This is a genomic window from Candidatus Binatia bacterium, assembly GCA_029248525.1.
Classification (GTDB): domain Bacteria; phylum Desulfobacterota; class Binatia; order UBA12015; family UBA12015; genus UBA12015.
In genome coordinates this window covers 21,937-47,762 of sequence record JAQWJE010000048.1, presented here as the reverse complement: position 1 = coordinate 47,762, position 25,826 = coordinate 21,937, and the positions used below count along the sequence as shown (strand labels likewise).

The following is a 25,826-nucleotide window of genomic DNA, read 5'->3' as shown; positions in this document are numbered from 1 at the left end:
TTTCGGGCCGCCAGAACGGTCATTTCTCATGGGGATGCGGAAGGCAACCTTGGGCCGCAAAAGAATGCCTGACGGGCCATGCTTGCCAAGCGGTTGCCTCGATGGGACTCTTGCAAACGAAGGAGAACCTCATGAGCACGCAAGAAGACGCAGATCTTATCGAAGCCGTTCGGAATTTCGTCGAAAAGGAAGTGAAGCCGGTCGCCAACCGGCTGGAGCGCGCGAATGAGTACCCGCAGGACCTCGTGGACCAGATGAAGGAAATGGGTTTGTTCGGCGCCACCATTCCGCAGGAATACGGCGGCCTCGGTCTTGGTGTGGTGACCTATGCCAAGGTGGTCGAGGAGCTCTGTCGTGGTTGGATGTCGATCTCGGGCATCATCAACACCCATTTGATGGTGGCTTTCTCGATCAAGAATTTTGGCAGTGATGCACTCAAGCAACGCTTTCTGCCGGCGATGGCCACCGGCGAAAAACGCGCGGCCTTCGGCCTGACCGAAGCCCATGCCGGTAGCGACGCGCAGAATATCCGCACCCGCGCGGTCCGCGACGGCGATGATTATGTCGTCAACGGCGACAAGATGTGGTCGACCAATGCGCGCACCGGCACGCTTTTCGGTCTGGTGGTCAAGACCGACCCGGATGCCGAACCACGCCACCGGGGCATCAGCTATCTGATTGCGGAAAAAGTCGGCGAGGGCTGCACGGTCAGCAAGGATATTCCGAAGCTCGGCTACAAGGGGGTCGAATCCTCGGAAGTGGCCTTCGAGGATTTTCGTGTCCCGGTCGAGAACCTCGTCGGGGAAGAAGGCATGGGCTTTAAATACATCATGGCCGGGCTCGAGGTTGGCCGGGTGAATATCGCCGCCCGTGGGGTCGGGGTGGCGCAGGCCGCGTTCGAAGACGCGATTCGCTACGCGCAGGAACGCGAAACCTTCGGCGAGCCGATCTGCAACCATCAGGCAATCCAGCTCAAGCTGGCCGATATGGCCACCAAGATCGAGGCCGGTCGTCTGCTTGTGCAAAGTGCCGCCGAGAAAAAAGAACGCGGCGAGCGCACCGATGTCGAAGCCGGCATGGCCAAGCTCTTCTGCTCCGAGATGTGCCAGGAAGTCGCGCTCGAAGCGATGCGCATCCACGGCGGCTATGGCTACAGCCAGGAATTCAACGTCGAGCGCTACTATCGCGACGCCCCGCTCATGATCATCGGCGAGGGCACCAACGAGATCCAGCGACTGGTTGTCGCCAAGGGCCTGCTGGCGCGATACAAGCGCTAGTCCGGATCTACCGATTCCAGCTGCCGGAGAGTACTTCGGTGGTTGTGGAGAATAAGCAACATCGGAAGAATCGGGGCAGTCAAAAGCAACCACGTAGGCCTGTATTTTCCCATCGTGATGAATTCGTAGAGCGAGCCGGGGAAGGATTCCGGACGATCCAGATAGGCGTGCCCGATCCAGACAGCCAACGGCACATAGCTGAGCACGCCGATCAGAAACACGTTTCGCATCGAACGATGGACGCAGACTGCTGCAATCAAAGCGGGTGAGTAGAAGATTGCAAATTCCTTGAAGAAATAGACTGTAGGTTCGGGGTAGGCCCAGTAGAGCAGGGCCAAAGGCGGGAGCATCAGGATCGGCAAGGCGAGCTTTGCTGCGAGACCGGGGGGTTTGAGCGGTGTTGGTCCCATCTCCGACATCGCAGAATGGTTGCTTGGCCCATGGCCGGAGTCAAGAAATTAGTCTTGCGAAGCCAATCGGGATCGGCGCGGATTAGGCGGGGATGGCGCACTGTGGTTGCGGGCGGAATTCTTCCCGGGCGTTTGTGTCCTGCAGCGCCGGGCGGTAATTGCGGGGCATGGAACATGCCGAAGATTCGCTGGTCGAAGATGCCAAGCAGGTGGTGCGCGGGGTTTGCATGGGCGGGGCCGATATTGTGCCCGGCGTCTCGGGTGGCACGGTGGCGCTGATCCTCGGCATCTATGAGCGTCTGGTTACAGCGATCAGTCACGTTGACCTGACGCTTCTGGCTGCGGTGCGCGAGCGACGCATTGCGGATGCCGCACGCCACATCGATCTGCGGTTTCTGATCGCCCTGGTAGCCGGAATCGGCATTGGTGTCCTGAGTCTGGCCGGGTTGATGCACCATTTGCTCGAGCATGAGATGCCGAGCACCTTCGGCGCCTTCTTCGGCTTGATCCTCGCTTCGACGCTGGTGGTGGCGCGTATGATCGAGGACTGGAACCCGACGACTGTCATTGCCGCGATCGCCGGTGCGATCTTTGCGTTCTGGTTGACGGGTCAGGTGCCGGTCGTCGCCAGCCCGAGCGTGCTCTACATCTTTTTCAGCGGGATGATCGCGATCTGCGCGATGATCCTGCCGGGCATCAGCGGATCGTTTATCCTGCTGATCCTCGGGATGTATTATCATGTGACGGGAGTGCTCAAGGGCCTCGGTGGCGGTGAGTTGACCGGCGAGGGGATCACCACCCTGCTGGCCTTCGGGGCGGGGGCTCTGGTCGGAATCCTGACCTTCAGCAAGATCCTCAAGGTTTTGCTCGAGAAGGCACAATCGCTGACCATGGCGGTGCTTTGCGGCTTCATGTTCGGCAGCCTGCGCAAGATCTGGCCTTTCAAGGTCGAGGACTCGACAACCGTGATGAAGGAGTTCAAGGAAAAGATCTTCCTGAACGTCGCGCCCTGGGAGGCGCCGGGTTCGGTCTGGTTCCCGATCCTCTTTGCCGTACTCGGTTTTGCGCTGGTGATGTTGCTCGACCGCTTCGCCGCGGGTCGCGGCAAAGCGGCCTGAGAAACGTCTAGAGTGCCAGTTCGGCGATCGCGCGCAGATTGCGCGGGTCGCGGTCCCCGATCAACATGGTGGTGACACGGGAATCTTCCCACGCCTGCATGCGATCCTTGATGCGATCGATCGGCCCGCAAAGAGAGATCTCGTCGGCAAACGAGTCGGGGACGACGTGGGCTGCTTCCTCGCGCTTGCCTTCGGCAAAGAGGTCCTGGATCTGATCGACTTCTTTTTCGAAGCCGAAGCGTCGCACCAGGTTGGCGTGGAAGTTTTTGTGCTTGGCGCCCATGCCGCCAATGTAGAACGAGAGCATGGACTTGACCGGCAGCAGCGCTGCCTCGAGGTCGTCGTTGATGTTGACCGTGACGTTGCAAGCCACATCGAAGTCGGGCCCAGCGTTCTTGAGCGAATCTTCGTAGACCTCGGGGCGGTAGGGCGAGTAATACAGCGGCAACCAGCCGTCGCAGAGCTCAGCCGACATGGCCACGTTCTTGGGTCCCTCGGCGCCGAGATAGATCGGCAACTCGCTGCGCAGCGGTTTGTTGATCAGCTTGAGCGGCTTGCCGAGCCCCGAGCCTGTCTCCAGAGGCAACTGGTAGTGGTCGCCCTGGAACTCCAGAGGTCCCTCGCGTTTCATCATCTCCCGGAACAGAGTCAGGAACTCACGGGTGCGGCCCAGCGGTTTGCGAAATTCCTGGCCGTACCAGCCTTCGACAACCTGCGGTCCGGATACACCGAAGCCGAACATCACGCGGCCCTTGCTGAGGTGGTCCAGCGTCATGGCCGTCATGGCGGCGCACGCGGGCGTGCGCGCCGAGATCTGCATGATGCTGGTCCCCAGCTTGATCTTGCTGGTCTGTGCGGCGATCCACGCCAGCGGGGTCACGCAATCCGAGCCATAGGCCTCGGCGGTCCAAACGGAATCGTAGCCGAGCTTTTCGGCTTCGATCGCGATCGGAGCGGGGTCTTCGGGGCCAAACATCCAATAGCCAATCATCAATCCGAGTTTCATGATGAAATGCCTAGAGGATCAGGCGAAAAGTGCAAACTTGACGATAGGTCAGCGAATCGTCAGGAGAATTTCGTCCGTCTGGACCTGAGCTTCGACGGAGGTATCGATCGAGATGATCTCGCCGCTGCGCGTCGCGCTGACCGGGATCTCGAGTTTCATGGATTCGAGAATCAGCAGTTCGTCTTCGGCTTCCACGGTCTCCCCGACTTCCACCAGGATCTCGAGGACCCGGCCGACACTGGGACTACGTACAGATAGGATGGCGCTCATGCCTTGGTCCTACTGGAAGTGAGGAAAAATCCCAAAGGCTCGGGCTTTCAGCATTGAAAGCCGGGCCGCGACAGGCCACAAAGGAGGGCAGGAGGATCGGACCTTGAAAGTGAAAGCCGCCGTGGCGCATGCCGCAGGAAAACCGTTGGTCATTGAAGAAGTGGATCTTGAGGGCCCCGCCGAAGGCGAGGTTCTGGTCGAGATGCAGGCAACCGGGATCTGTCATACCGATGCCTTCACGCTCTCGGGTGAGGATCCCGAAGGTATCTTTCCCTCAATTCTCGGCCATGAAGGCGCGGGCATTGTCCGCGAGGTAGGAGCCGGGGTAAAAGGTCTGGCACCCGGGGATCATGTGATTCCGCTCTACACGCCGGAATGTCGCCAATGTAATTATTGCACGTCCGGCAAGACCAACCTCTGCCAGGCGATCCGGGCAACCCAGGGACAGGGCCTGATGCCGGATGGCACAAGCCGGTTCTCGATCGGCGGCGACAGCCTCTACCACTATATGGGGACTTCGACGTTCGCGAATTTCTCGGTGGTGCCCGAGATCGCACTGGCCAAGATCCGCGAGGACGCGCCGTTCGACAAGGTCTGTTACATCGGCTGCGGTGTCACCACCGGCATTGGCGCCGTGATCAATACCGCAAACGTGCAGGCGGGCGACAATGTCGTGGTCTTCGGCCTCGGTGGCATCGGTCTCAACGTGATTCAGGGTGCACGCATGGTGGGGGCCAACCGGATCGTTGGCGTCGATCTGAACCCGGAACGCAAGGCCCTTGGCGAGCGTTTCGGGATGACTGATTTTGTGAACCCGGCGGAAGTCGAGGGCGATCTGGTGCCCTATCTGGTCGACCTGACCGGTGGCGGGGCGGACTACAGCTTCGAGTGCATCGGCAACGTCAATACGATGCGCCAGGCGCTCGAGTGTTGCCACAAAGGTTGGGGCGAAAGCGTGATCATCGGTGTGGCCGGCGCCGGCCAGGAGATCGCGACACGTCCATTCCAATTGGTGACGGGACGCGTGTGGCGGGGAACTGCCTTTGGCGGGGCCAAGGGGCGTACCGACGTACCGAAGATCGTGGACTGGTATATGGACGGCAAGATCGAGATCGACCCGCTGATCACCCATACGATGCCATTGGCCGAGATCAACGAGGCCTTCGACTTGATGCACGAAGGCAAGTCGATTCGCAGCGTCGTTCTCTTCGATTGAAACCAGAAGCGCCCCGAATGCATGCTGCATTCGGGGCGCTCGATGGAAGGCCCTCGCTTGGGGCAATGAACTTGAGACTAATCCGTGATGTCGCAGACGGCAATGGCTCGTTCGTCGGAGCCTGCTGTGAGGATCTTGGTCTCACCGCTGGGTATGGCAATGCCGACGAAGTCTCCGCTGTCACCGACTGCGGTGGATGACCAATACCAGAGGCGGGTATTATCCCGGCAGAGTTCCGGGGGGAGACCGATGGAGCTGCACTGCCATTGATTGAAGCCTGTTCCCGCCATGGAAGCCAGTTCCTCGGCTCGGGGAAGCCTCCAGGTGTCGCAGCCAGCGAAGGGAGTGCTGAAAGGTCCGATCTGGCCATTCAGGCTCGGCAGGAAAAAGGAATCAATCGCAGGCTTGGTGAATTTCAGGTCGCGCCTCGAAACGTTTATACGTGAAGGATCCCATTTTCCTTCCCAATGTACATTGAGGTGCCTGTCCAGAACGGTTCCATTGTCCAAGACCTCGAACCTCTGGTTGCCGGTGGGATTGTCGTCATTGTAGCAGCCGGAAGTGTCGACCACGCAGCCCTCTGAGCATTCGAGATTGCCGCGGTCGTATTCGTAATCGCTGCAGGTAAGCGCGCCCAGGTTCTGGAAGTCGCATTCTTCACCGGAGTCGATCTCGCCATTGCCACAGAGATTTGGTGGCTGCACCGGGCTGCCCGTGCACGTTCGAGAAACACTGTCGAAGAAGGTATTGGTGCCGCATTCGATCTCGGGCAAAATCGGCCCCGGTCCATCCCCGCTGCGTAACCACTGGGTGACTTTGTCAGTGATGGCCGCGAGGTCCTGCTGGATCAACTGGGAGTCGGCGGATGTCGCACAGTTTGCGCCGAATCGATTGTCGGCACGGAGATAGAATTTTTCGAGCCTTTCGGCGCATTTCCGCTTGGCGCGGACGCGATTGCCGACGGCTAGATTGATATCGAATTTGGCCTCGGCTTTAGTCATGCATTTGAAGTAGATGCCTGCTGCGATGTTTTTCTTGGCAGCACAGGCCCTCGCATCCGGGGCAGCGCCGGAGTCGGTGGCACCAAAGAGAATGGCAACTGCGATGAGGATTGAGGCAAAGATGCGCACGATAAATTTTCTCCTGACTGAGATGTGGGACCTGATGGTGAGCGACAGACTTCGCCCTAATCATAGCTCGATCGAAGTCTCGGGTTCAAGCTGAAAAAATCGCACTGCCCCAGCGGACTCTATGGCAGGTGCTTTATGTCCTAGAGGCGTTGATTCTCCTTGATTTCGGGCTACTTTGGGGCTTATGACCGTGCTCGACATCACAGGCGAGGTTCGCCAGCCGCAACGCATGGATTTCCTTCAGCTTTGCGAGCTTTCGGGTCAGATCAAGGATTTGGGAGATGTGATGCCCGGCCGTAAGGGTAGCGGAGTGCCGTTGCGGGAAATTCTGGCAGCGGCAGATCCGGGAGAGAAGGCAACCCACATCACCCTGGAATCCACTGATGGCGGTTTTTCCGCCAGTGCTCCCCTGAAGGATCTCGAAAACGGCATCGTCGCTTATCGTCTGGGTGAGGATCCTCTGCCCCGCGATTTGGGTGGCCCCTTCCGTTTCTTCGTGCCCGAGGCCGGAGCCTGCGACAGCGGCGCCGTCGACGCCTGCGCGAACGTGAAATTTCTGGGAATCCTCCGTTTGACCGTTGGGCCAGGCCGCGACACCCGTCCGACCAATGCGGCAGAGCATGAAGACCTGCACCGACTCGGATCGTGAAAGCGACTTTTCTGGCCGCGCTTGCGGCGACGTTTCTGGGGGCAGTTTGGTCCTCTATCGGCTCGACATCCACCGCTGTCTGGTTCGCCATCCTGTTCGATCTGTCCCTATTGGCATGCCTGATGGTATTCGCACGAGATCAGGTGCCGTTGTTGCGTCGAGCAGTCGCCGCAGCGCTGCTCCTCACGATTCTCGGCCGTTTCCTTCCCGGCTCATCCTCGTGGGTAACTGTTTGTCACGCCGCCGCTGGCGGATGTTGGCTGCTTGCTCTGCGCGTGCCGACTCCCTTGATTCTATTGCGTGGGGATCCGCCCTTTCCCGGGTCGATCAAATCCATGGCAGGCCTTCCGTTTCTGCTATGGCCGATGTTGGTCCTGTTTCTGCTCGCCCCGGAAATGCCGGATGGCTGGGGGCGCAACGGCTGGGGCGCAGTCGTTTTCGCTCTTCTGGGTGCGGCGAGTGCGAGTCGTATTGGCCGAGTGGGGCCCGCCAGCTTGGCCTACGCCATGGTTGCGATGGTATTCTGGGGCGTTGGTTGGACGTTCACGTTATTGGGGTCTGCGGCCTATGGGCATGCCGCGTGGCCTGCTGTGGGGTTTGCGGCCAGTCTCCTCGCCGAGGCTATCCTTGTCGCAGCTTTTTTGGTCGAAGACGGCCCCCGCATCTCGCCTGAAGCCCTCGCTTTCGCCGAGGCGTTGGGATCGGATAGCGATCCGGTTTAGCTTCAAGGTCAGACAGGCGCGCTGACGCGCACGCTACTTCGGTGGCCCTAATTCCCGGGGACGTAATAATTCCCCAGCATGATCATCATGTCATCATGGGTGGTGACCCCGCCACGAAGCGGACATGCATCGCAAACCCCGTCAGATGCTTGTGGGGTCGTATCGCAATTGCTGTTCTGACCGGCACAAAGGAGTCCGTGACGTGGTCCGCCGATACAACGTCTCTCGTTCGCTTCGCACGGGTTGAGTACGACGAGGCCCACGCTCTCGGAGTGTTTTCGAACCTCCTCAATATTATCCGCTCCATTGTCGTAGACCGCGCAGTATTTCACTCGCCGATTATAGTTGTTGAGCGTCGCCGGATAGTGAATCGGTTCCGGGTATAGCTGGATCACGGGATCGTTGTAGATCCGACTGATATAGTCCGGCGTCGAGGTCGGTACGTCGCTGTAGCTGGAGGTGTTCGGCGGCAACCAAATCCGAAACTTCTCGAGATGCCGGTGGGCATGGCTGCTGAGCTCAAAGAGGTAGCTGTTTCGCGGGAGGACGAATGTTCCACAGACCTCCTGCTTCTCGAATGCGGGGACGTCCATGGCGAAAATCGTATCTGCGTCGAAAATCGCCACCATCGGATCCTGATCCGATGGTTCCGCAAAGTTGAAGTTATAATACGCCTCCATCGTCGTGTCTGTTTCGGTCAGATTGAAGGCGTGGGAGTTCCATACGATGCACGCTTGCTCTGGCAGAGTGCTAAAGACGCCGTCTGGCATGACGACTTCCTGGCGAGATTCCTGCGTGCCCCCGAACCTTGTGGTGGTCGTGCTTCCTCCGCCGAAAACGGAGAACGTATAGTCGTCCGGGCCGTAGCCCGTGCAAGCAACCGAATCGACGACGGTGCTCGAACAGGCCGAACGAGAACCGCAATCGCCCCCACCAAGTGCCGCCGAAACTTCAGCCTGAGCAGGATCAGGGTTACAAGGCGCGCCAGCAAGATCGCCGCCGTGGCAGGTCCAGTCCCCCCATTTTGGATCCGTCCAATCTGAGGCACCTTTATACATGGTGGTGATCATATGGTGGGATTGGGCATCCTGCAGGATGACGCTCGAATTCCATTTGAAACAGGTGTTTGACGCACCGCCGTAGTTGGCCGGGCAGGCGGTTTTGGCCGCAGCGGGGACCTGATCACTGACGTCGTAGCAAGTTGTGTAACAAACCTCGCGCTCACTTCCCGACGGAAGTTCCCACGGCGGCGCATAGAATTGAATGCCCGCTCCTGGCGCGGGTGGCTCGAGAGGCTCCACCTTGAGTGGCGTTGGATCGGGCAAGCATGCGTCAAGAAGTTCTGCGGTACCTTCAATGACGCCGTCCTCAGGCGCACCGCCGCGGATCCATTTGCTGAGCGCCAGCAGAGGGTCTGCGGGAACAGTACTGCCGGTGCTGGGCATCGGGCTGCCGGGCAGCCCACTCGCATATTCGCCGCCGAGAGTCTTGGCAGCGATTTTCCTGTAGAGGAAGCTCAGGTCCTGGTCCCCGGGCTCGATCAGCTTCAGTGAAGACTGGTTCGCGGGTTGGTTGAAGATCGCCGCGTACGAGTTCCCGTCGGTGAGATTGACGCGCCCGGAGGTGCTGCCGTGACAGAAGGCCTCCGAGCAGCTGTAGCCATCGAAAATTTTCGCCTGAATGCCCTCGTATGTGGAATCAAAGGATTCGCCGGAACAGCCGCTGGTATTCGTGCAGGTATTGCTGCAACCGTCTTCTTCGTCCAGATTACCGTCGTCGCAGTCTTCACCTAGTTCCTGAATTCCATTGCCACAGAGGGTCTCCGGGCAGGCCGGCGGTGCCTCCGCTTTTCTGGCCAGATAGAAATCAGGGGCGGCGATTCTCACGTCGCCACCAAAGCTGGCGCAATACCACTCGTTCTCCACGTTGAAATGAACTTCCATCGTGGTCGGGTTCGCGGGGATGCTGCGGGTATATTCCAGATTTTCGCCACCGCCGAGAATTTTCAGCATCCCGCCGCTTTTGCCCGGCTTCCAGATAATTGTCTTGATGCCGCGGGCCGATGCCCGATCGGTATATTTGTACCCCTTGAGGCCTGCCGGTTTCCCCAGTCCCTTCCATTTGCTCGGGTCGAGTTCGACCAATTCGCTTCGCCCGGCATCGGCGCCCGTCCAGCGAATCAGGAATTTGGATCCAGTGACGGCCGGGTTGTGCAGGGGCTCGATATTGATCTGCTTTACCGCCTTGAACAGGAACTTGTGTTTTGCCGGTTCCTTGCGGTTGTCGATTTTCAGCAGATCGCCGCCAATGGGAATCTGATCGCTATGCGCAAATGCTGTTTCTGGGGCCAGCCCGAGTAAAAGGCTCAGGATGGATATCGTAATCATGACGCAACGGAGCATAGAATTCCCTCAGGCTGGTTAGTGGCACCATACCGTATAGAGCGGGTACCTCGACAAGCACAAACCGCCCTTCGGGTTCAAATTTCTTCGAGCCAGGATCTCTGGCCAAGGCTTTGCCCCGCGGATGCCCCGGGGAACGCGCGGAGGGTCCGATCAGGTCTTCCTCCGAGGGGTTCCCGATCAGACCTCGGTGACAGGAGGATCTGGCGTGTCGCGCTGCGTCATCCGATCGTGCAGATGCTCGGGCGTCACGATGCCGCCGGAGACCACCATCTTGATCCCTTCCTCGACGGTCATGTCGAGCAGGATCAAATCGGCGCGAGGAACGAAAAGCAGAAACCCGGAGGTCGGATTCGGGGTCGTCGGGACGAAGACGTTGACGGTTTCGGTGCTGGTGCGCTGTTGGACTTCGCCAGCGGTGGTGCCGGTCAGAAACCCGATCGACCAGACTCCTTTTCGCGGGTATTCGAAAATTGCCACCTGCCGGAACGCGTGGGAGCGTTTGGCCAAAACCGCCTCAAAGATCTGTTTTGTGCCCCCATAGATGCTGCGAATGATCGGGATTCGAGCGACCAGATCCTCGCTTCGTCGCTGGATCACGCGACCAACCAGTCCCGAGGTCGCCCAACCCGCGAAGGTGATGACCGCAAGCGTGACGACGATCCCGACGCCGGGGATGGAGTCGGAAATCAGTCGACTGGGAAGAATCTGTTGATCGACCATCTGGATGAACCAGGCAGTCACCCAGAAGGTAATCGCCAGGGGTGCCAGAATCAGGAAGCCGGAGAAGAAATATCCTCGCAGGCGAGCGGGTAGGGAACGGACGGCTTTGGTCCGCGGATCCGTATCTTGGTGCTGATTCTCGGACATGATGCGTGAGGTCGCCAGCCTTTCTCTCGGGGCCCTGCTGACAGCTTACCTGTCGGCGGATGCTGCGGCGAGTCGATTCAGTCAAAAACGAGCATCAAATACCCGAGGAAAAGAACCAGGTGGAGGCAACCCTGCAGGTAGGTGGTGCGCCCGGCGGCAAACGTCGTCATCGAAACAATCATGGTGATTGCCAGCATCACGATATCGGGTGTCTCAAGCCCCAGTTCCATGGTCCGGCCGGTGAAGAGGCTGACGCCCAGAATGGCAGGAATCGTCAAGCCGATGGTGGCGAGTCCCGATCCCAGGCAAATGTTGATCGAGCGCTGAATATTGTTTTCGGCCGCGGCGTGAACTGCGGCAAGCCCCTCGGGCGTCAGTACGATAATTGCGACCAGGATTCCTCCGAGCGCCGGTGGCAGACCGGCGTGCGAGACCCCTGACTCGACAAAGACCGCGAAATGTTTCGAGAGAAATACGATCAGCAACATGATGCCGACAAGCAGGGCGGCATGGAATTTCACCGAGTGTACGGTGTGCCCATGATCGTGAGCGCCAGCTTCTCCGTCGACCTGAAACAGCGATTGGTGGCTGACTGTTTGCTGGGTCAGAAAAATACCGTAGACGACCGCTGACACCAGAAGAAGAAAGCTGGCAAGAAGTGTTGAGGGAGAGCCGTCTGGTGTGGATGGCGTGAAGCGCGGGAGGATCAGTCCCAATCCCGCCAAGGTAAAGAGCGCACCGAGATAGGCTTTGGCGCCGCGCAAGCTGAAGAGCTGGGAGTGATGTTTCAGCCCGCCGACAATCAGGGAAACACCGACCAGAGCATTCAGAACGATCATCAAAACGGAAAACATCGTGTCACGCGCAAGAGTCGGGTTATGCTCGCCGGTCAGGGTCACGGCGGTGATCATGGCAACTTCGATCGAGATCACGCTGAGGGTAAGAAGGATGGTGCCGATCGGTTCGCCCAGAATCGTGGCCAGACCTTCGGCGTGACGAACGACTCCGAAAGAAGCCCAGACAAGAATAGCAAAGATCCAGCCGAAGAGGATAGCTGATTGCGTGGGGGTATCGATCGGCGAGGCTTCCCATGTGGCACCGAAAATCGTGAAAAGAAGCAGGGTCAGTGCCGCAGCCGGTATGACGGCCTCGGCACGCAGCATCGAGAAGGTTGTCGTTTCGGGCGTCGGCATCGAATCAATCCTGTTGTTCGTCCTAGCGGATATCCAGCCGCAAGTCGCACCCGATCTCTCGGGCCGAGGCTCGATCCTGCCGAGGCCCACCTTGGAGTCGAGATTCGATCAACGGTTGTCGGATCCCCGGATTGCTTCCGGGAGTCGCCCGTCCGGGGCTTCAGCTCGGCAGGAAATCGAGCATCGCGTGCGGCGCATCGGGGAGCAGGGCGGTGTGCGCACCCGGTGATTGGAGCCAGCGGTCGATTACCGTGGCATAGACCCGCCGAAAGTCCGTGTGGAACTTCAGATTGCCGCGTTCGAGGTCGTCAAGTGCGGGTACGGTGCCGTGAACGCCTCCCTGCACGGTGTCGCCGATCGCAAACATGCAGCTGGCGGCGCCGTGGTCTGTTCCTTGTCCCCCATTCTCGGCGACGCGCCGCCCGAACTCGCTAACGGTCAGCATGAGCACGCGGTCCTGAACCCCAATGTCGATCATATCCTGCCAGAAGGCCGCAAGACTCTTGCTGACCTTGGCCAACAGGTCGGGTTGTCGGCCCGTCAGGCTTCCCTGAGCCGTATGGGTGTCGAAGCCACCTTCTTCGCAATGGAAATAGCGGACCCCAAGCGGCGGGCCGACCAGCACATCATGACGAATCACCGAGGCGATTTCGAGAAGGCGGTCGGCCAGTCTTCCGTTGGCGTTGCCGACATTGGCGCCCCAGCGTGTCTCCACGGCGGCGAATTCGTCGATTTTACCGAGCAGGACGTCGCCTGAGGTGCCGACGCTCAACTGCAATCCGTCGGTCAGGGCCGGATCGGCTTCGGCCGCGTAGGCTGCGTTGAGAGCGGCCCGTTTCGCGGCTGTATCCGGATAGAGATCGTCCGTCGGGAGCACGAACTGAGAGATCTTCTTGACCGCGAGCACATTGGCCGTTTCGGAGAAGAAAGCGGGGGACATGGTCTTTGCGGCGTCCAGCGCCACCATATCGCTCGGAGTATAGTTTGCATCGAGATAATGCCCGAGCCAACCGCCCGAGAAGGGGCCCGAAATTTTGCCACCGAGCCAGAAATCCTCGGAGCGAAAATGAGAGAGGTTCTGTCCCGGGTAGCCAATGCCATTGAGGACAGCGACCTTGCCCTGATCATAGAGCCCTTTCATCTCCGGCATCGAGGGGTGCAGCGCGAGCGCGGTGCCCTTTTCGGGGTCATTGTCGATCTGTGTCGCCGCGAGTGCACTGGTGGGAACCTGAATGTTGGGGCGCGCGGCCTCGTAGAGTGAGCGTTGCGGGACCGGGCCCGTATCGTCCATGGGAATGACGGTGTTCAGGCCGTCGTTTCCGCCCTTGAGCTGCACGAAGACAAAGATCGGATCCACCGGTCCGGCGGCGTGCGCCGAGCGGGGGCCGAAGGCTCGCGGGAAGGCTATCGGTGTCGTCAGCGCAGCCGCGGTGGCCATGCCGGTCTGCAAAAAGCGTCGTCGATCAATGCGTGGCATTCGACAAATCTCCTTAATGAACGTGAACTTCGGGTAGCTGCAGGGCGAGCGCAACGGCGCCGCGGACTTTTGTTTCGAGAACGACAGGATCCTTGAAGTCGGTCTCGCCGTCGAAATAGTCGATCAATACCTGACGGGCATCGGACGGGATGGAATCCTGAATTTGCAGTCGGTGGAGAATGCCGTCGACCACTTCGCTGGCGGTAGTGGCATTTTTCGGCACCAGTTTTTTGGGGATCAGTTTCAGGGTGCTGGCGCGCCCCGAGGCGCAAGTCTGCGCAAAATCGAGTCTCGCGAGGAATTGACCGCTGGAAAGCCAGGGTAGTCCCTGCGGCCACCCGTTGACGCTGGGTGGCTCAAAGAGTGTCATTCCCATGCCGTCAAAATGAAAGGGTAGTTCCTTGAGGTTCCCTCGGGCTTCGAGTGCTCGAATCGAACTGATCGCGTATTCGACAGGGTTGCGGACGGAACTGCTTTTGGCTTCGTCCGAATAGAAGTCGTCGTGCATGAAGATGGACTGCAGAAGGTCCTCGATGATAAAGCCGCCGGCAATGAAATTCGCCGTGATTTCGTCGATCAGAGCGGTATCCGGGTCGGGGTAGGCGAAATATTCCCAGAGTTTTCGGCCGAGGAATCTGGGCATGGTCAACGCGCCGTCGGAGTCGCGATGGGTAAACAGGATATCGATGACATTTACGTCCGGGGCGAAGGGCAGGCCGAGTGTGGTCTCGACACCCAAATTGCCCGTGGTCTCGAAGCTGGTGCCCGCAAATAGTGTCTTGTCGCCGTCGTCGAATCGGTTGTTGCGAATCACACCGCGATCGCCATCGACCCGGTAGCCGGTCAGGGCGCGACTGATTTCTTCGACGTCGGTTTGAGTGTAGTTGGCCACACCATTGCGATCGGCCTCGCCGAGCACAAAGAGCTCCATGATCTCACGGCCGTAATTCTCGTTTACTTTATTGGCCTTGTTGTCCTTGCCGTCGAGGAAAACCAGCATGGCTGGATCGCGGGTGATCTCCCAGCAAAGTCGATGAAAGGAGCCCATGCCGAATTCGCGGAAGGTTCGATTCTGGAGTGACATCTCGCGGACGTTTTTGACTACCGAGTATTGCGTGGCGAAGTGATCGTGCCAGAAAAGAGCCATTTTCTCGTCGACACGTCGCGAAGATTGGGTGGCCATTCGCTTGGCCCACCACTGCGCCAGTTTGATCAGGCTATCCGTGTCCTTGTCGTCGACGCCCGGGCCCTTGGCGCGTGAAGGTTTCGGGCGAAGCAACACCGCAACGCAGGAGATCTGTGAGCGCTTGGCATAGCGGGCCACTTCTTGAGGCTTTCCGCCGAAGCCTGCTCGCGACAGCAGATGAGCTGCATTTTCTTCGTTCCAGTCTACCATGATGGTCCCCCCGGACGGCTATGGAATCACACGTCCCTGACTATTCGACCTTGCCGGGGGGAAAGTTGAGAAGCAACTAATATTCACCGGACAGGACCCATGGAATCTCGAATTTGGCCGCAGGCATGACGCGTGCCGCATCTCATTCGCCTGGACGATTTGCAGGCAGCGAATCAATTCGGCGAGAGGTTGGAGTCTGAGGCGCTTGCGGAATCGCGCGGGCAGGCGCCCGCGATCCTGAATACGGCCTCGGCAAAGCTTACGAACTCCGGATACAGGACGGGTTTGCCGCTGGTCAGCAACGCGACACTGAGATCGCGATCCGGGTCGGCCCAGCAAAGCGTATTGGTCAGGCCGATATGGCCGAAGGCATGGCGAGCGCGCAGCCCGAAGAGGCTTGCGTACTCGCCGCCGAGCATGAAGCCCATTCCATAGCGAAAGGGCAGCAAGAGGGTCGCATCAGGCTCCATGCCGCTCTGGTTGGCGACGGCCTCGCGAATCGTCTCTCGTTTGAAAATCTGCGTGCGCCCGGCATAGCCACCGTTGCGCAAGACCTCGAAAAACCGCACGGTTTCTTCGGCCGTCGCCACAATATTGGCCGAGGGAACTGCGGTGCTCAGAAATCGGGGGTCGTTCATGAGGCGCACGGCGCCGGGAACATCCAGTCCCAACGCACGCTCGACCAGTAGTGAAAATGGTGGAGGTACGGGAGCGCCGGTGAAGGCATTTCGAGCGACCAGTCCGTGGTCTTCGCGGGCGGCGCCGTAGCGAAGCCAGCGGGTGGCCATCGGTTGGCGGATTTCTTCGTCGAGCACCTGATCAATGGTCTTGCCGGTGACGCTTTGAATCAATGCGGCAAAGAGAAAACCGGAAGTCAGAGCGTGGTAGCCCATGTGGCGGCCGGGAGTCCAGGCGGGCGTTTCCGCGTAGAGCAACTCCAGGATCTTGTCGGGTTGCGCGAGCAGTTCAAGGTCCATTGTGGATTTGGGCGTGATCGCGAGGCCGGCACGGTGAGTGAGGAGGTGACGGATGGTGATGGTCTCCTTGCCGTGCTGCCCGAAGTCCGGCAAATGATCCGCTACGCGATCGTCCAATCCGAGAAGCTCTCGCTCAACGAGTTTATGGATGAGCATGGCCGTGATTGGCTTCGATGCGGAGGCCAGGCAAAAAGGCGTATCGAAAGATACCGGGACGAGCGGAGCATCGGCCGGGTCGTCGGGCAGTGTACCGGAGACGTGGCCGATCGCTCGATCAAAAAGCGTCTTTCCTCGGCGTCGGACACAGAGGCTGATCGCGGGATGCATCCCGCTTGCGTAAAGACGGGTGATCGCGTGCCAGGCGGCGTTCAACTCATCAGCATCGGCACCAACTTCTCCGGGGTCGATCTCGGTGTCCGGACGAATGGACGTCACCGCCTCGACCGGAGCCTTGATCGGACAGCGTGTGTAGAGGCGAAAATCCATCTGCTCATGAGTTTGGCGAAACAACGGCCCTGAGTCGAATCCGACCGTTTTGGATGCCCATGCGTGTCCGGCGTTGGTGTGAAGTCCCGGGCGCCGTTTCTGGCGCACCTGGCCTCGCTTACGGCCTCCTCAGTTTCGCACGGGCCACCCGTGAGCTGCCCGTATCCCTTCGATCCGGCAGTTTGGTCCCGGTTTGGAAGGATTCCCGGCTGACAGTTATGGTTGGCGGGTGCGTGGATTTGTGGTTCTGCTTGGGCTTGCTCTATTGGCGGTGATGGCTGTCGAGGCACAGGCCGTCAATCGAGCGGAGCCGAGCCTCAGCGGGCCCGAGAAGCCCATACCCGAGGAGGCTCGCGACCTTTACCTTCCGCATTGGCGGGATGGTGAGTTCTTCAACCCCTGGCAGGAGATGGGCAGCAAGTCCTGGTCATTCCTGCGTTGGAAGCTCTTTGACTGGAACCATTTTGATAAATGGCGCACGCCGGATCTGCCGCTGGTCGAAAATGACGGAGCATATCTACGCCAATCCGGGGAGTTGCCTAGTATCACCTGGATCGGACATGCGAGTTTCGCCGTCCAGGATGGCGACGACGTCTTCCTGACAGATCCCCATTTCTCGAAACGGGCTCTCTTGCCGGCACGTTGGAATCCACCCGGCATTCCTCTGGAATCGATTCCGACCGACGCTTTCGCCGTGATCTCGCACAACCACTACGACCACCTGGATACAGAGACGATCGAATCCTTGCCGGCATCGATGAAATGGTATGTTCCGCTGGGCCTCGGAGAATGGTTTGCCGACCTTGGACGAGATGCGGTGGAACTCGATTGGTGGGAATCGACCCGCCACGGAGCATGGACGATCACCTGCCTGCCCTCGCAGCATTGGTCGAGCCGGATCGACCAGTTCCCCAATCGATCTCTCTGGTGTGCCTTTCTGCTGGATAACGGGGAGCGCCGATATTTCTTTGCGGGCGACACGGGATACTTCCATGGTTTTCGAGAATTCGGTCGGCGATTTGCTCCGATCGATGTCGCGATACTGCCGATTGGTGCCTGGGCTCCGCGCTTCATGATGCGCTACCAGCACATGGATCCGGCGGAAGCCGTGGCAGCCTTTGAGGACCTTGGGGCCGACCGATTCTACCCCATGCATTACGGCACCTTTGATCTCACCGACGAGCCGATGGATCAACCACCGGCCGCCTTGAGGCAGCTGATCGAGGAGCAGGGTCTGGACCCGAAAAAGTTTCGCATCCTGCCCGCAGGCGGGCGCGACTTTGTCGACGACGCGACGCCCTGAATCACTTAGCCTCAGGCCGATCCTTTCCCGGATTTCGTGTGGCAGGTGCTCGAGGGCGCGACATCGAGCGCGGGGCTTTGGTCAAAGAACCCTGAGGGCATCAGCATGAAGCCTGCATACTCTACCGGCATCACAGGCCAGTCTTCCGGGCGTGGCACATGGGTGACGCCGAAGCTGTGCCAGACCACGAGTTCGGTGTTCTCGATCGATCGGTTGTCGGCCACATGGGCGGGCAGGCCGGCGCCTCCGGGATGAAGGTTGGTGAAGGGGCCGGCTCCGGCATAGGCCTCATCTTCCCGGTAGGGAGTCACCCAGAGATTATGTCGGGCAAAGCCGCCGCGGCGCCCGGCAGGTGAACCCTCGGGGACCAGCAAGGTCGGCGTGGCCTTCGGCAGAAGTTTGTAGGCCACTGGTTTGCCGAGACCATTTTCCTTGTTGGGGTTCAGTATCTGCCAGCTTCGACTGCGGGCAGGATCAATCACGCGCATCGCTTCGTGTTCGGTGCGCAGCGGCCGGGTGCGGGCGCGAAAGCCCGAGCCGTAAGGATGGTTGTCGTCCTCGGTCGGCTCGATATTGGTTTCCGCTACCGAGTTGGTCGGACCATCCAGATGGAAGTCGAGCCGGAAGCAGAACAGATGTTGATGGATGGGGGAGGAGAGGGATGGGGCGATTTGCGGGGAGCTTTCCGGATCGGTTTCGGTGCCCAGGACCGAAACGCCGACAATCCCGGTCAGTTTGACCTCCAATTCGATGTTCCCGTCGAGATAGAAGTACCAGTAGAAACCGTATTCGTAGTTGCCGATCGTATGGATCATGCTGATGACAAGTCGGCGTGAGCGGCGCACCTCCGGTTTCATGTCGGGCCGGAAGACATTGGCATGCTTCCAGAGAATCCCGAAGTCCTCCTCATGCAGGCAAATGGCATTTTCGCAGGTGTAGGGTGTTCCATCCGCGCCCAGAAACGTCGCATCGAAATATTGGATTTCGCCCAGGCAATCACAACCGAGTTTGAGGGAGTTTGCATTTTGGCCCAGTGCGGTTTCTCCCGCATCAAAGGCGTGCTTCCAGAAATGCATCGGCGAGGGGTCGCCGTAGGGAACCACCATGTCGGAGAGCGCGGCCCGGTGCAGGATCGTTCGGTCGACATCCCCATCGCGGTAGCGGAGATCGTGGAGCACCAGGCCGTCGACCGGATGGGTCGAGATGCGAACCCGCCACTTCTGCCAGCAGATCGTGTGGCCATCGACTGTGAAGCTCGGTCCTTCGGGTTGGGTGATCTCGAGTGGCTTGAGATCCTGGCGAACCTCTTCCACTTGATCGGCTGCATAGTTGGCAGATTCGGTTGGTACCGGGTGCACGCCATGGTCAAGAATGACGGCGTTGCCGCTGTCGACATCCACCAACCCGACCAGCCCCTCGACCGGGCGCGCATAGTGATTGTCATCGGGGTGCTGATGCAGGAAAGCCAGCGCACGCAGGACACGCCCCGCAGGCATTTCGGGTGGATGAATGCCGGCGATCCAGGGTTCGATATGAACCAGGGAGAGATCTTCGATGCCACGTTTTGCCAAGGCGGCCAGCCATTGTTCATTCTGGAAAAGGATGCCGTAGAGCACGGCGACGTCGTCCGCGCCCAGGGGTGCCTGGCCTTCGTTAATCCACTCGAAGCTCGCGATACTATCAAGCGTCAGTGATATGCGTGCATCGAAGCTCTGTCCTCGATCGCGGTCGTGCCCGACGAGCTGAATGATTCTTTCCAAAGCAGTCCCGGATCGATGCTGGTCCAGCTCTCTGCGTGATGGCTCGTATCGATGGCCGAACGAAAAAAAGGCTCGTTCGCCCAATTTCTGACTCGCGCGCAGGATCGCCACGGCATGGGCGAGTTCCTCGGTGGTGGCGGGGTCGAGGGGATGGGCTGCGGGCGCAGCGTCTTTGGTGATTGTCATTGATGATTAGGGAGCAAATGCTCTCCTCAATGACAAGCGTATGGGCGATTCCTGATACCGCGCTGCGGAGCTTCGAGTGGTGCCGCGTGCGGAACGATTCCGAGAAATGGTGCAGTATATTTTCGACACGGTACCGGGGCTTCTCGGGCTTCTCGGGCTTCTCGGACTCTTCGGGCTTCTCGAGGCGGAGTTATGGTCTCGATCGGTTGTGTTCTGGACGGGAGCCGGCCCTGACTCAGGAGTCGTTCGAGGCCGCACCGCCGACCCAGCTCAAAGCCTGATCTCGTTGGGAGGCGTTGAACGAGCGGACCTCGGCATCGACAAAGTGCGAGGCGAGGAGCGGCAGACCGGCGAGGAGACGGTCGTCGGAAACAAGGGCAATGCGCCGCAGTTCCTTGCGATGGGTGCGAGCCAATTCGATATGTGAGGTCAGTGCGGTGAGACCACTCCAGCCAGGGAATTTGCTGGCATCGATGAGAACACCGCGCAAGACACCGCCTTGCTTTTCGAAATCGCCGAGGGCCTCGGCGAGACGTTCGAAATCGCCGGCCTCCAAGGCGCCATGGGGTTCGAGCACCACAGTCGCACTATCGGTCAATAGCTCGAATTTCAGATCACTTTCGGCAGGAGCTTCGCACGACCACTCGCGAGCCGAGGCGATGTCCTCCGGTGCGAAAACCCGCACCTCGCCAGGCATCGCAAAGCCGAAGGCGCTTACCATTTTCAGAATCCATTCTTCGTTGGTGACCACCGCGACTCTTTCGAAAGCCGTCAGATGAAACATCCCGATCTTGGCATCCTCCCACGCCGCGCCTCCGGTGTAGCCGGTGAAGGACTCATCGATGACGTACAAGAGGCGGACGCGCCGGTGATCGCGAAGTTTTGCCTCGAGCGCGGGCACAAGTACGCGCTGGTAGTCTTCGGCTTCCACTTCTCCCAAGGCTTTCAATCCCAAGACGTTGTCGGGAAGGTCGGTGATCTCTTGAATCATGCAGGTCTCCTTTGACGCAATAATCTGACTCGCATCCAAACCATAATGATCCCCGGCTGTTGGTCAAGGCAGGACCGAATCGTCGAGGTCTGCGACGTTCAATTTGCCACCGGTCACCGTAGCGTACCTGCCGTTGGAGGTGTTGGCGATTCCACCGCTGACCACCGAATAGTTGGCGGTGGTTTCGTTGGTGTAACCGCCACTGATCGAGGAGGCAGCGCCGCTGGCTTCGTTGAGGAACCCGCCATTGACCGAGGAGGATCCGCCGCTGGCTTCGTTGCTCCCACCGCCGCTGATGGATGCCTTGATCCCGGAGGCGTCATTGGCGCTCCCCCCGCTGACCGCGGAGTAAAGCCCGCTTGCCTTGTTGCGGTATCCGCCACCAGTCCACGCAAGGGTATTCAAGGCCTGGTTCTCGCGGCCGCCACTCGCCGAGGAGCGATCGGCGGTGGCCTTGTTGAGGAAGCCTCCGGATACGGAAGCATCAGTCCCGCTGGCCTCATTGGACCTTCCCCCCGTGATGGAGCTGCGACTCTCGCTCGCGATGTTCTCCGAGCCGCCGGTAACCGAGGCGTAGCTGCCGGAGGTGGTATTGTTGAATCCGGCCACGAGCCCCCCGGCCTGGCTGTAGGTGTGATAGGGCCCCACAACCAGATTGTGCGACGGCGAGAGCTCGCCTCGCCAAAAGCCATCATAAAATTTCGGGGCCAGCAGTTCTATCAGGTAATTGACTGCCTCACCGTTCACCGTGCAGGTGAATTGGGCTGTCAGTGGTTGCGCGGCGAAGATGTCTTCCTGCTCCCATAGCGATACGAATGATTCGGTGGAAACCATGCCGGCGCCGGGCTCACGGTCGCTAGCGCGCCATGCGGTTTGCGGACTGGCCTTCTCGAGCCACAGCCGGGTTTCGGAAAAACTTGCTATTCCCGCAGTTTGGACGAAGAGCGTGGCTGTCTGATCGTCGTCAATTTTTGGACCGGCTTCCTGACTGGACCCGCCACAACCAGCAATCAGAACCAGCGCGGCAAAAGCGAAAAGAAAAGGATGTTTAATTCTATTGAGTTTTCGGGTTCCTCCGGTCTAAGCAAGCTAAAATTTCCGTTCCTTGCGCGATCGAGTCAGACAGCGGGAAAACGTGATGTGTCAAGGCGCTTCGCGATTCCACGAGGCGCGATCGGCGCCCGCCCGACGGCCAAGGTCGGACAACCGGCGCATCTGCTTTTGGTCAAAAAGTGTGGGGAAGCCCGACCCTTCAAGGGGTTCTTCGATCGCCACCCAGCGCACTTCCGCGTCTCCCATGCCGCGATGCTTGGTCAACTCGGCAAGAGCATGGAGTTCCCGCAGCGCGCCGCGCCTCGGAAGAACCCACGGAAACAGCCAAGCTTCGCGAGGCGATACTCGCCCAGTTGGTGTCATTGGTTTGTGGTGCTTCCCGTAAATTGCCGTTCAGGATCACCCAGTAACGCCTCTTGGGTATGGGCAGGTCGGGATATTTCCGTTTCCAGATCCCGCCGAAGGTGTCTTCGGGCTCCGACGGGCGCCCTTCTGAATAGAAATTCCTGACGACGCCAGGAGCACTTCACCCATGCGGGCAGAATCCTGTTCGTCCAGCGCCTTTTTTGCGATCTGGGAAAAGTCGTAGAACTCGGGAATGGCTTCGTCCAGATTTGCTCAGCGAACGACTCGCTCATCTCGCCCCGGATGGCTCTCTGGAGTCCCGGGACTTGCGCGAGGCTCATCTGGCCGGGCAGAGACCCCGAGAAGTGATCGACTCGTTGCTCGACGGATCAGGCCTTGCGCTAGCAAGCATCGGCGCGACAGCGCCGGTAGTTCTGGATATGGCTGGCACAGATAAGGGACGCCCCAACGAGTGTGCCTGCGATCTCGCCGGATTCACCAAGGAAATCGTGGCCCAGCAAAACGCTTCCGACAGAGACCAGAATTCCCAGTATTCCCAGCAGAAAGATCGGCCACTGCCTGTGTTGTCGGCATCCCAGGCTTAACCCGATCAAGCTGACGGGCAAGACCAGAAGGATGAGGGCCTGGTGCAGGCTCTCGTCGACCGACGCGAGAAGCGCCGTCGACGGAGCCGCAACCAGAGCCACGGGTAAAAGGAGACAGTGAATACCGCAAGCGATCGAGATGCCGATCGCCGTCTTGTCCAGAAGGTTCCCGAGACGATTCACGGTTTGGTCTCCGACTTTAGTTTATATAATAGCGATTTTTTCCTCGTCTCAGAAAGTGATTCTCACGCCACCCGTGAAGTTCCGGCCAGGCAAGGGCGCCCGATCCCGGAGGAAAGATTCCGAAGCCCTTGCTTCCTCATTCAGGAGGTTTGTCATGCGGAAGAATAGCAGAGGGGTGATCGGCAGGTCGAGCATATCAAGCTCGTAATCAAATCCAAGATCCAGCATGGTGTAGCCGGCGGTCGAAAACTCACCGTCCGGCACTCGGTTTTGTTTGGCGGCACGCAGGACGTCCAATTCTGCCCGGAAAGCCTCGTATTCATAGACGACACTTCCCCCAAAGCGGACTGGAGGCATTCTGGGGAGCGGTTCGTTGGTCTTGAGATTCTGCGCGTAGACCCCATCTGCACGGCCGATCAAATGGAGACGATGGGGGCCGTCTTCGAGCAGATGAACGGCTACCTCGAGCTCTCCACCGGTCAGCTCTGCGTCGGTAGCAATGAAGCGGCCGATCTCGATCTCGTCGCGTTCCACTCCGGTGCCATTGAGGTAGGTGAAGTTCCAGTAGCGGTTGTAGAATCCGTTGATCGACCAGTCCACAATCGAGATTTGGCCGGCATAGCCGATATTGAGGCCAAACGCATTCTCGGTGTCGAGGTCAGGGTTCCCGATCTCGAAGAACCCGGTGGCGACGTGGACCCCACGGGCGTAGAGCTCCTCGAAGCTGGGGGCCCGCATGCTCCACGACGCATCAAGGCTCAGGAATTGTGAGTCCATGAAGTCGTAGACAATACCTGCAGAGGCACTACCGAGAGGGAAGTCACGGTTCGCTGCGGGTCCAAAGGCCCCGCCTCCGCCCGATGCAACCGAGGAGTAGTCAAGGCGTGCGCCCATTTCGATCGTTACGGGTGCAAGATCGACTTGCTCGATGACGAAAATGGAGTTCGTCGATGAGTATGTATTGGGAAGGAACCCCTCCTCGCCGCTGACTTTGAAGTCACTGAAGGTGCTCTGGAAGCCCACGGATCCTTCGAAGAGGCCGAGTGGCTCGTGGACGACCTCCACCCGGAGGTCATAGGCTTTATTTTTGAAGGTTGTCGCTATGAAGCTGCCTTCGCTTTCGAAGTGCTCATAGTCGACGAGGCGAAGTCGTGCTTCGGCCGATTGGAGGCCTTCAAACGGGTCCGTGATTCCTGCTGCGAAGTCCAGAGACCAGGAGTCCATATCGATCAGGATGGGGGGCTCTTCGCCGCCTTCGCCCTCGCCGCCGTGACCATGCCCATGGCTGTGGTCATGACCGGCTTCGTGAAAGATGACTCCATAATTGGTCTGGAAGTTCGATACTGCGGCTCCGACAAAAAACTTCTCGTCGACCCACGAGACACCCGCGTTGAAGCCGGTGTACTCCACTTGGCTGTTGGGAATGGAACCGAAGGCCTCTTCTTCCTCTTCCTCGCCGTCTTCGTCGGCTTCGGCTGCCTCTTGATCGCGGAACTGCTTGGACTCGGCATAGCCCGGGATCGAGACCTCGCCGGCCGTGAAGCCAAAGCCCTTCAGGCGATAGACAATGTTCTCGACCTCGCCCTCGATGACGGCTGCACCTCCAAATCCGCCGTCAACGGAGGATCCACGAAGTTCGACCGAACCTTGAACGGCCTTGCCGATAGATTTCTTGGGCACGCGATGCTCGATCGTATTCACGACGCCGCCCACGGAGTTCGGGCCGAAGCGAAGCGTGGCCGGACCACGCAGGATTTCAATTTTTTCGACGCCAAGTGTATCGACGGTCACGGCGTGGTCCTGGCTCGATGCTGACGCATCCGGGACCGCCAACTTGTCGATCAGCATTTGAATCCGGGGGCCTCCGAGGCCGCGAAGGATCGGACGGCTCGCGCCTGGTCCGAAGTAGGTCGCGCTGACGCCGGGTTCGTAGCGGAGGGTCTCGCCGATTGTTGCCTGCTGTTTCTGCAGGAGCTCTTCGCCCGAGAGAGTCGACACCGCGCCAGCAAGTCGGCTTGCCGTACGCGGCACCGCGCTGCCGGTCACCACAATTTCGTCAAGACCGAAGGAAAGGACGCGCTCTCGGGGGTCCTTTGCTTCGGAAGTGTCGCCTTGCTGTCCGTCTGCCTGACCCTGCTCGCTGGCTTCTGCCGTTGCGGCAACCGTGGCTGCCGGGTCTGCGTCCGTGGTTTCGGCCGCGACAACGCGCGCGCTCAACACCAGGAGAAGTGTCGCGAGAAGTCCGACCCGGACCGCCCAGCTGCTTAAATTTCGATACGATTGATTTTTCATTTGACCTTTTCCACTCTTCTATCTTTTCGGGGACTTCTAATAACGCATGCGCACGGGGCGACGAGTTTCAGTTCCAGTCCCCACATTTAACGGGTCGGACCGCGCGCTGTTCAGCGCGACGGGTTGGACCATATTGATTAAATGAGGGACTGGGGTGGCGCGCGAGCGGTGAGGCGAAACTCTCGGGCTCCGGCGGAGTTCTTGTCGGCGACCCGAATCGGTGCGATCTGAATGGAGACGTCCACCCGGGGAAGGGGGTGGCTCGTTTGGTGCAGACCCTCGTCTGTTACTGCGAGGCAGGTGCTGCAGGGTGGGGAATCATGCCGGGCATCGTGTTCCGCGGCGTGCAGAGCACCAACTGTCCAGAGGAACAGGCTTGCCACGATGGCGATGCGGCCTGCCAGTCGGATCCAGCGGTTTTTGCTCGCGGTACCGACGTTTCTGTTGGGCCTCTCCATTTACAGGGTGGAAACTAGCGTTAATGCAACTTGATTGCAACGGCGATTTCC

The 25,826-nt window shown here is 59.3% G+C and carries 23 protein-coding genes; 6 read left to right on the top strand and 17 right to left on the bottom strand.

Translation table 11 applies throughout. The features are described from left to right. Positions 1–131 precede the first annotated feature (131 nt). Positions 132–1,277 carry an acyl-CoA dehydrogenase family protein gene (locus P8K07_12180; protein MDG1959274.1) on the top strand — a complete coding sequence of 382 codons (1,146 nt, stop codon included), beginning with the start codon at positions 132–134 and terminating at the stop codon, positions 1,275–1,277. Here the strand turns inward: P8K07_12180 and P8K07_12175 are convergent. Continuing rightward, positions 1,274–1,696 (bottom strand): hypothetical protein, encoded by a 423-nt coding sequence (locus tag P8K07_12175; GenBank protein ID MDG1959273.1) that lies wholly within the window; start codon positions 1,694–1,696, stop codon positions 1,274–1,276. The two genes, P8K07_12180 and P8K07_12175, sit on opposite strands and share 4 nt — an antisense overlap. A 158-nt stretch (positions 1,697–1,854) precedes the next feature. Between P8K07_12175 and P8K07_12170 the strand changes: the two genes are divergently transcribed. Next, positions 1,855–2,805, top strand: coding sequence for a DUF368 domain-containing protein (locus P8K07_12170; protein MDG1959272.1), 951 nt, complete (start codon positions 1,855–1,857; stop codon positions 2,803–2,805). Between the two features lie 7 nt (positions 2,806–2,812). Here the strand turns inward: P8K07_12170 and P8K07_12165 are convergent, their stop codons facing one another. Both P8K07_12165 and P8K07_12160 read right to left on the bottom strand, forming a co-directional pair. Then, positions 2,813–3,811 (bottom strand): LLM class F420-dependent oxidoreductase, encoded by a 999-nt coding sequence (locus P8K07_12165; protein MDG1959271.1) that lies wholly within the window; start codon positions 3,809–3,811, stop codon positions 2,813–2,815. 48 nt (positions 3,812–3,859) lie between these two features. Then, entirely contained in the window at positions 3,860–4,081 is a 222-nt protein-coding gene (locus tag P8K07_12160; protein ID MDG1959270.1) for an acetyl-CoA carboxylase biotin carboxyl carrier protein subunit, read from the bottom strand. A 103-nt stretch (positions 4,082–4,184) separates the two neighbouring features. Here P8K07_12160 and P8K07_12155 point away from each other — a divergent pair, with 103 nt between their 5' ends. Next, positions 4,185–5,297, top strand: coding sequence for an S-(hydroxymethyl)glutathione dehydrogenase/class III alcohol dehydrogenase (locus P8K07_12155; protein ID MDG1959269.1), 1,113 nt, complete (start codon positions 4,185–4,187; stop codon positions 5,295–5,297). A gap of 77 nt (positions 5,298–5,374) precedes the next feature. Here P8K07_12155 and P8K07_12150 read toward each other — a convergent pair whose 3' ends face one another. Then, positions 5,375–6,427: a hypothetical protein gene (locus tag P8K07_12150; GenBank protein MDG1959268.1), complete on the bottom strand. Its 1,053-nt coding sequence runs from the start codon at positions 6,425–6,427 to the stop codon at positions 5,375–5,377. Between the two features lie 184 nt (positions 6,428–6,611). Between P8K07_12150 and P8K07_12145 the strand changes: the two genes are divergently transcribed. Both P8K07_12145 and P8K07_12140 read left to right on the top strand, forming a co-directional pair. Further along, positions 6,612–7,076: a molybdopterin-dependent oxidoreductase gene (locus P8K07_12145; GenBank protein ID MDG1959267.1), complete on the top strand. Its 465-nt coding sequence runs from the start codon at positions 6,612–6,614 to the stop codon at positions 7,074–7,076. After that, positions 7,073–7,798 carry a hypothetical protein gene (locus tag P8K07_12140; GenBank protein MDG1959266.1) on the top strand — a complete coding sequence of 242 codons (726 nt, stop codon included), beginning with the start codon at positions 7,073–7,075 and terminating at the stop codon, positions 7,796–7,798. The genes P8K07_12145 and P8K07_12140 overlap by 4 nt, the downstream gene beginning before the upstream one ends. Positions 7,799–7,845: 47 nt before the next feature. Here P8K07_12140 and P8K07_12135 read toward each other — a convergent pair whose 3' ends face one another. The 6 genes from P8K07_12135 to P8K07_12110 form a co-directional block, all read right to left on the bottom strand. After that, on the bottom strand, positions 7,846–10,185 hold the full coding sequence (locus P8K07_12135; GenBank protein MDG1959265.1) for a hypothetical protein: 2,340 nt from the start codon (positions 10,183–10,185) through the stop codon (positions 7,846–7,848). Between the two features lie 195 nt (positions 10,186–10,380). Beyond that, entirely contained in the window at positions 10,381–11,070 is a 690-nt protein-coding gene (locus tag P8K07_12130; protein MDG1959264.1) for a DUF502 domain-containing protein, read from the bottom strand. Between the two features lie 77 nt (positions 11,071–11,147). Continuing rightward, positions 11,148–12,263 carry a calcium:proton antiporter gene (locus P8K07_12125; protein ID MDG1959263.1) on the bottom strand — a complete coding sequence of 372 codons (1,116 nt, stop codon included), beginning with the start codon at positions 12,261–12,263 and terminating at the stop codon, positions 11,148–11,150. Positions 12,264–12,423: 160 nt separating this feature from the next. Beyond that, entirely contained in the window at positions 12,424–13,740 is a 1,317-nt protein-coding gene (locus tag P8K07_12120; GenBank protein ID MDG1959262.1) for a DUF1501 domain-containing protein, read from the bottom strand. Positions 13,741–13,753: 13 nt separating this feature from the next. Continuing rightward, positions 13,754–15,136, bottom strand: coding sequence for a DUF1800 domain-containing protein (locus P8K07_12115; GenBank protein MDG1959261.1), 1,383 nt, complete (start codon positions 15,134–15,136; stop codon positions 13,754–13,756). 173 nt (positions 15,137–15,309) lie between these two features. After that, positions 15,310–16,599, bottom strand: coding sequence for a serine hydrolase (locus tag P8K07_12110; GenBank protein MDG1959260.1), 1,290 nt, complete (start codon positions 16,597–16,599; stop codon positions 15,310–15,312). A gap of 229 nt (positions 16,600–16,828) precedes the next feature. Here P8K07_12110 and P8K07_12105 point away from each other — a divergent pair, with 229 nt between their 5' ends. After that, positions 16,829–17,902 (top strand): MBL fold metallo-hydrolase, encoded by a 1,074-nt coding sequence (locus P8K07_12105; GenBank protein MDG1959259.1) that lies wholly within the window; start codon positions 16,829–16,831, stop codon positions 17,900–17,902. 11 nt (positions 17,903–17,913) lie between these two features. Here the strand turns inward: P8K07_12105 and P8K07_12100 are convergent, their stop codons facing one another. The 7 genes from P8K07_12100 to P8K07_12070 form a co-directional block, all read right to left on the bottom strand. Next, entirely contained in the window at positions 17,914–19,848 is a 1,935-nt protein-coding gene (locus tag P8K07_12100) for a primary-amine oxidase (GenBank protein ID MDG1959258.1), read from the bottom strand. 235 nt (positions 19,849–20,083) lie between these two features. Continuing rightward, positions 20,084–20,839 (bottom strand): STAS/SEC14 domain-containing protein, encoded by a 756-nt coding sequence (locus tag P8K07_12095; GenBank protein ID MDG1959257.1) that lies wholly within the window; start codon positions 20,837–20,839, stop codon positions 20,084–20,086. 63 nt (positions 20,840–20,902) lie between these two features. Then, positions 20,903–21,673, bottom strand: coding sequence for a hypothetical protein (locus P8K07_12090; protein ID MDG1959256.1), 771 nt, complete (start codon positions 21,671–21,673; stop codon positions 20,903–20,905). Between the two features lie 309 nt (positions 21,674–21,982). Continuing rightward, positions 21,983–22,255: a hypothetical protein gene (locus P8K07_12085; protein MDG1959255.1), complete on the bottom strand. Its 273-nt coding sequence runs from the start codon at positions 22,253–22,255 to the stop codon at positions 21,983–21,985. A gap of 383 nt (positions 22,256–22,638) precedes the next feature. Further along, the gene (locus P8K07_12080; protein MDG1959254.1) at positions 22,639–23,025 is read right to left on the bottom strand and encodes a MerC domain-containing protein; all 387 of its coding nucleotides are present in this window, start codon (positions 23,023–23,025) and stop codon (positions 22,639–22,641) included. Between the two features lie 48 nt (positions 23,026–23,073). Next, positions 23,074–25,317 carry a TonB-dependent receptor gene (locus P8K07_12075; GenBank protein ID MDG1959253.1) on the bottom strand — a complete coding sequence of 748 codons (2,244 nt, stop codon included), beginning with the start codon at positions 25,315–25,317 and terminating at the stop codon, positions 23,074–23,076. Positions 25,318–25,454: 137 nt separating this feature from the next. Then, the gene (locus tag P8K07_12070) at positions 25,455–25,775 is read right to left on the bottom strand and encodes a hypothetical protein (GenBank protein MDG1959252.1); all 321 of its coding nucleotides are present in this window, start codon (positions 25,773–25,775) and stop codon (positions 25,455–25,457) included. Positions 25,776–25,826 lie beyond the last annotated feature (51 nt).

Bases quoted from the DNA above. Each gene is read 5' to 3' on its own strand.
- P8K07_12180 (MDG1959274.1), top strand. From the start codon at position 132: ATGAGCACGCAAGAAGACGCAGATCTTATCGAAGCCGTTCGGAATTTC.
- P8K07_12175 (MDG1959273.1), bottom strand. From the start codon at position 1,696: ATGTCGGAGATGGGACCAACACCGCTCAAACCCCCCGGTCTCGCAGCA.
- P8K07_12170 (MDG1959272.1), top strand. From the start codon at position 1,855: ATGGAACATGCCGAAGATTCGCTGGTCGAAGATGCCAAGCAGGTGGTG.
- P8K07_12165 (MDG1959271.1), bottom strand. From the start codon at position 3,811: ATGAAACTCGGATTGATGATTGGCTATTGGATGTTTGGCCCCGAAGAC.
- P8K07_12160 (MDG1959270.1), bottom strand. From the start codon at position 4,081: ATGAGCGCCATCCTATCTGTACGTAGTCCCAGTGTCGGCCGGGTCCTC.
- P8K07_12145 (MDG1959267.1), top strand. From the start codon at position 6,612: ATGACCGTGCTCGACATCACAGGCGAGGTTCGCCAGCCGCAACGCATG.
- P8K07_12135 (MDG1959265.1), bottom strand. From the start codon at position 10,185: ATGATTACGATATCCATCCTGAGCCTTTTACTCGGGCTGGCCCCAGAA.
- P8K07_12130 (MDG1959264.1), bottom strand. From the start codon at position 11,070: ATGTCCGAGAATCAGCACCAAGATACGGATCCGCGGACCAAAGCCGTC.
- P8K07_12125 (MDG1959263.1), bottom strand. From the start codon at position 12,263: ATGCCGACGCCCGAAACGACAACCTTCTCGATGCTGCGTGCCGAGGCC.
- P8K07_12120 (MDG1959262.1), bottom strand. From the start codon at position 13,740: ATGCCACGCATTGATCGACGACGCTTTTTGCAGACCGGCATGGCCACC.
- P8K07_12115 (MDG1959261.1), bottom strand. From the start codon at position 15,136: ATGGTAGACTGGAACGAAGAAAATGCAGCTCATCTGCTGTCGCGAGCA.
- P8K07_12110 (MDG1959260.1), bottom strand. From the start codon at position 16,599: ATGGATTTTCGCCTCTACACACGCTGTCCGATCAAGGCTCCGGTCGAG.
- P8K07_12100 (MDG1959258.1), bottom strand. From the start codon at position 19,848: ATGACAATCACCAAAGACGCTGCGCCCGCAGCCCATCCCCTCGACCCC.
- P8K07_12095 (MDG1959257.1), bottom strand. From the start codon at position 20,839: ATGATTCAAGAGATCACCGACCTTCCCGACAACGTCTTGGGATTGAAA.
- P8K07_12090 (MDG1959256.1), bottom strand. From the start codon at position 21,673: ATGGTTTCCACCGAATCATTCGTATCGCTATGGGAGCAGGAAGACATC.
- P8K07_12085 (MDG1959255.1), bottom strand. From the start codon at position 22,255: ATGACACCAACTGGGCGAGTATCGCCTCGCGAAGCTTGGCTGTTTCCG.
- P8K07_12075 (MDG1959253.1), bottom strand. From the start codon at position 25,317: ATGAAAAATCAATCGTATCGAAATTTAAGCAGCTGGGCGGTCCGGGTC.
- P8K07_12070 (MDG1959252.1), bottom strand. From the start codon at position 25,775: ATGGAGAGGCCCAACAGAAACGTCGGTACCGCGAGCAAAAACCGCTGG.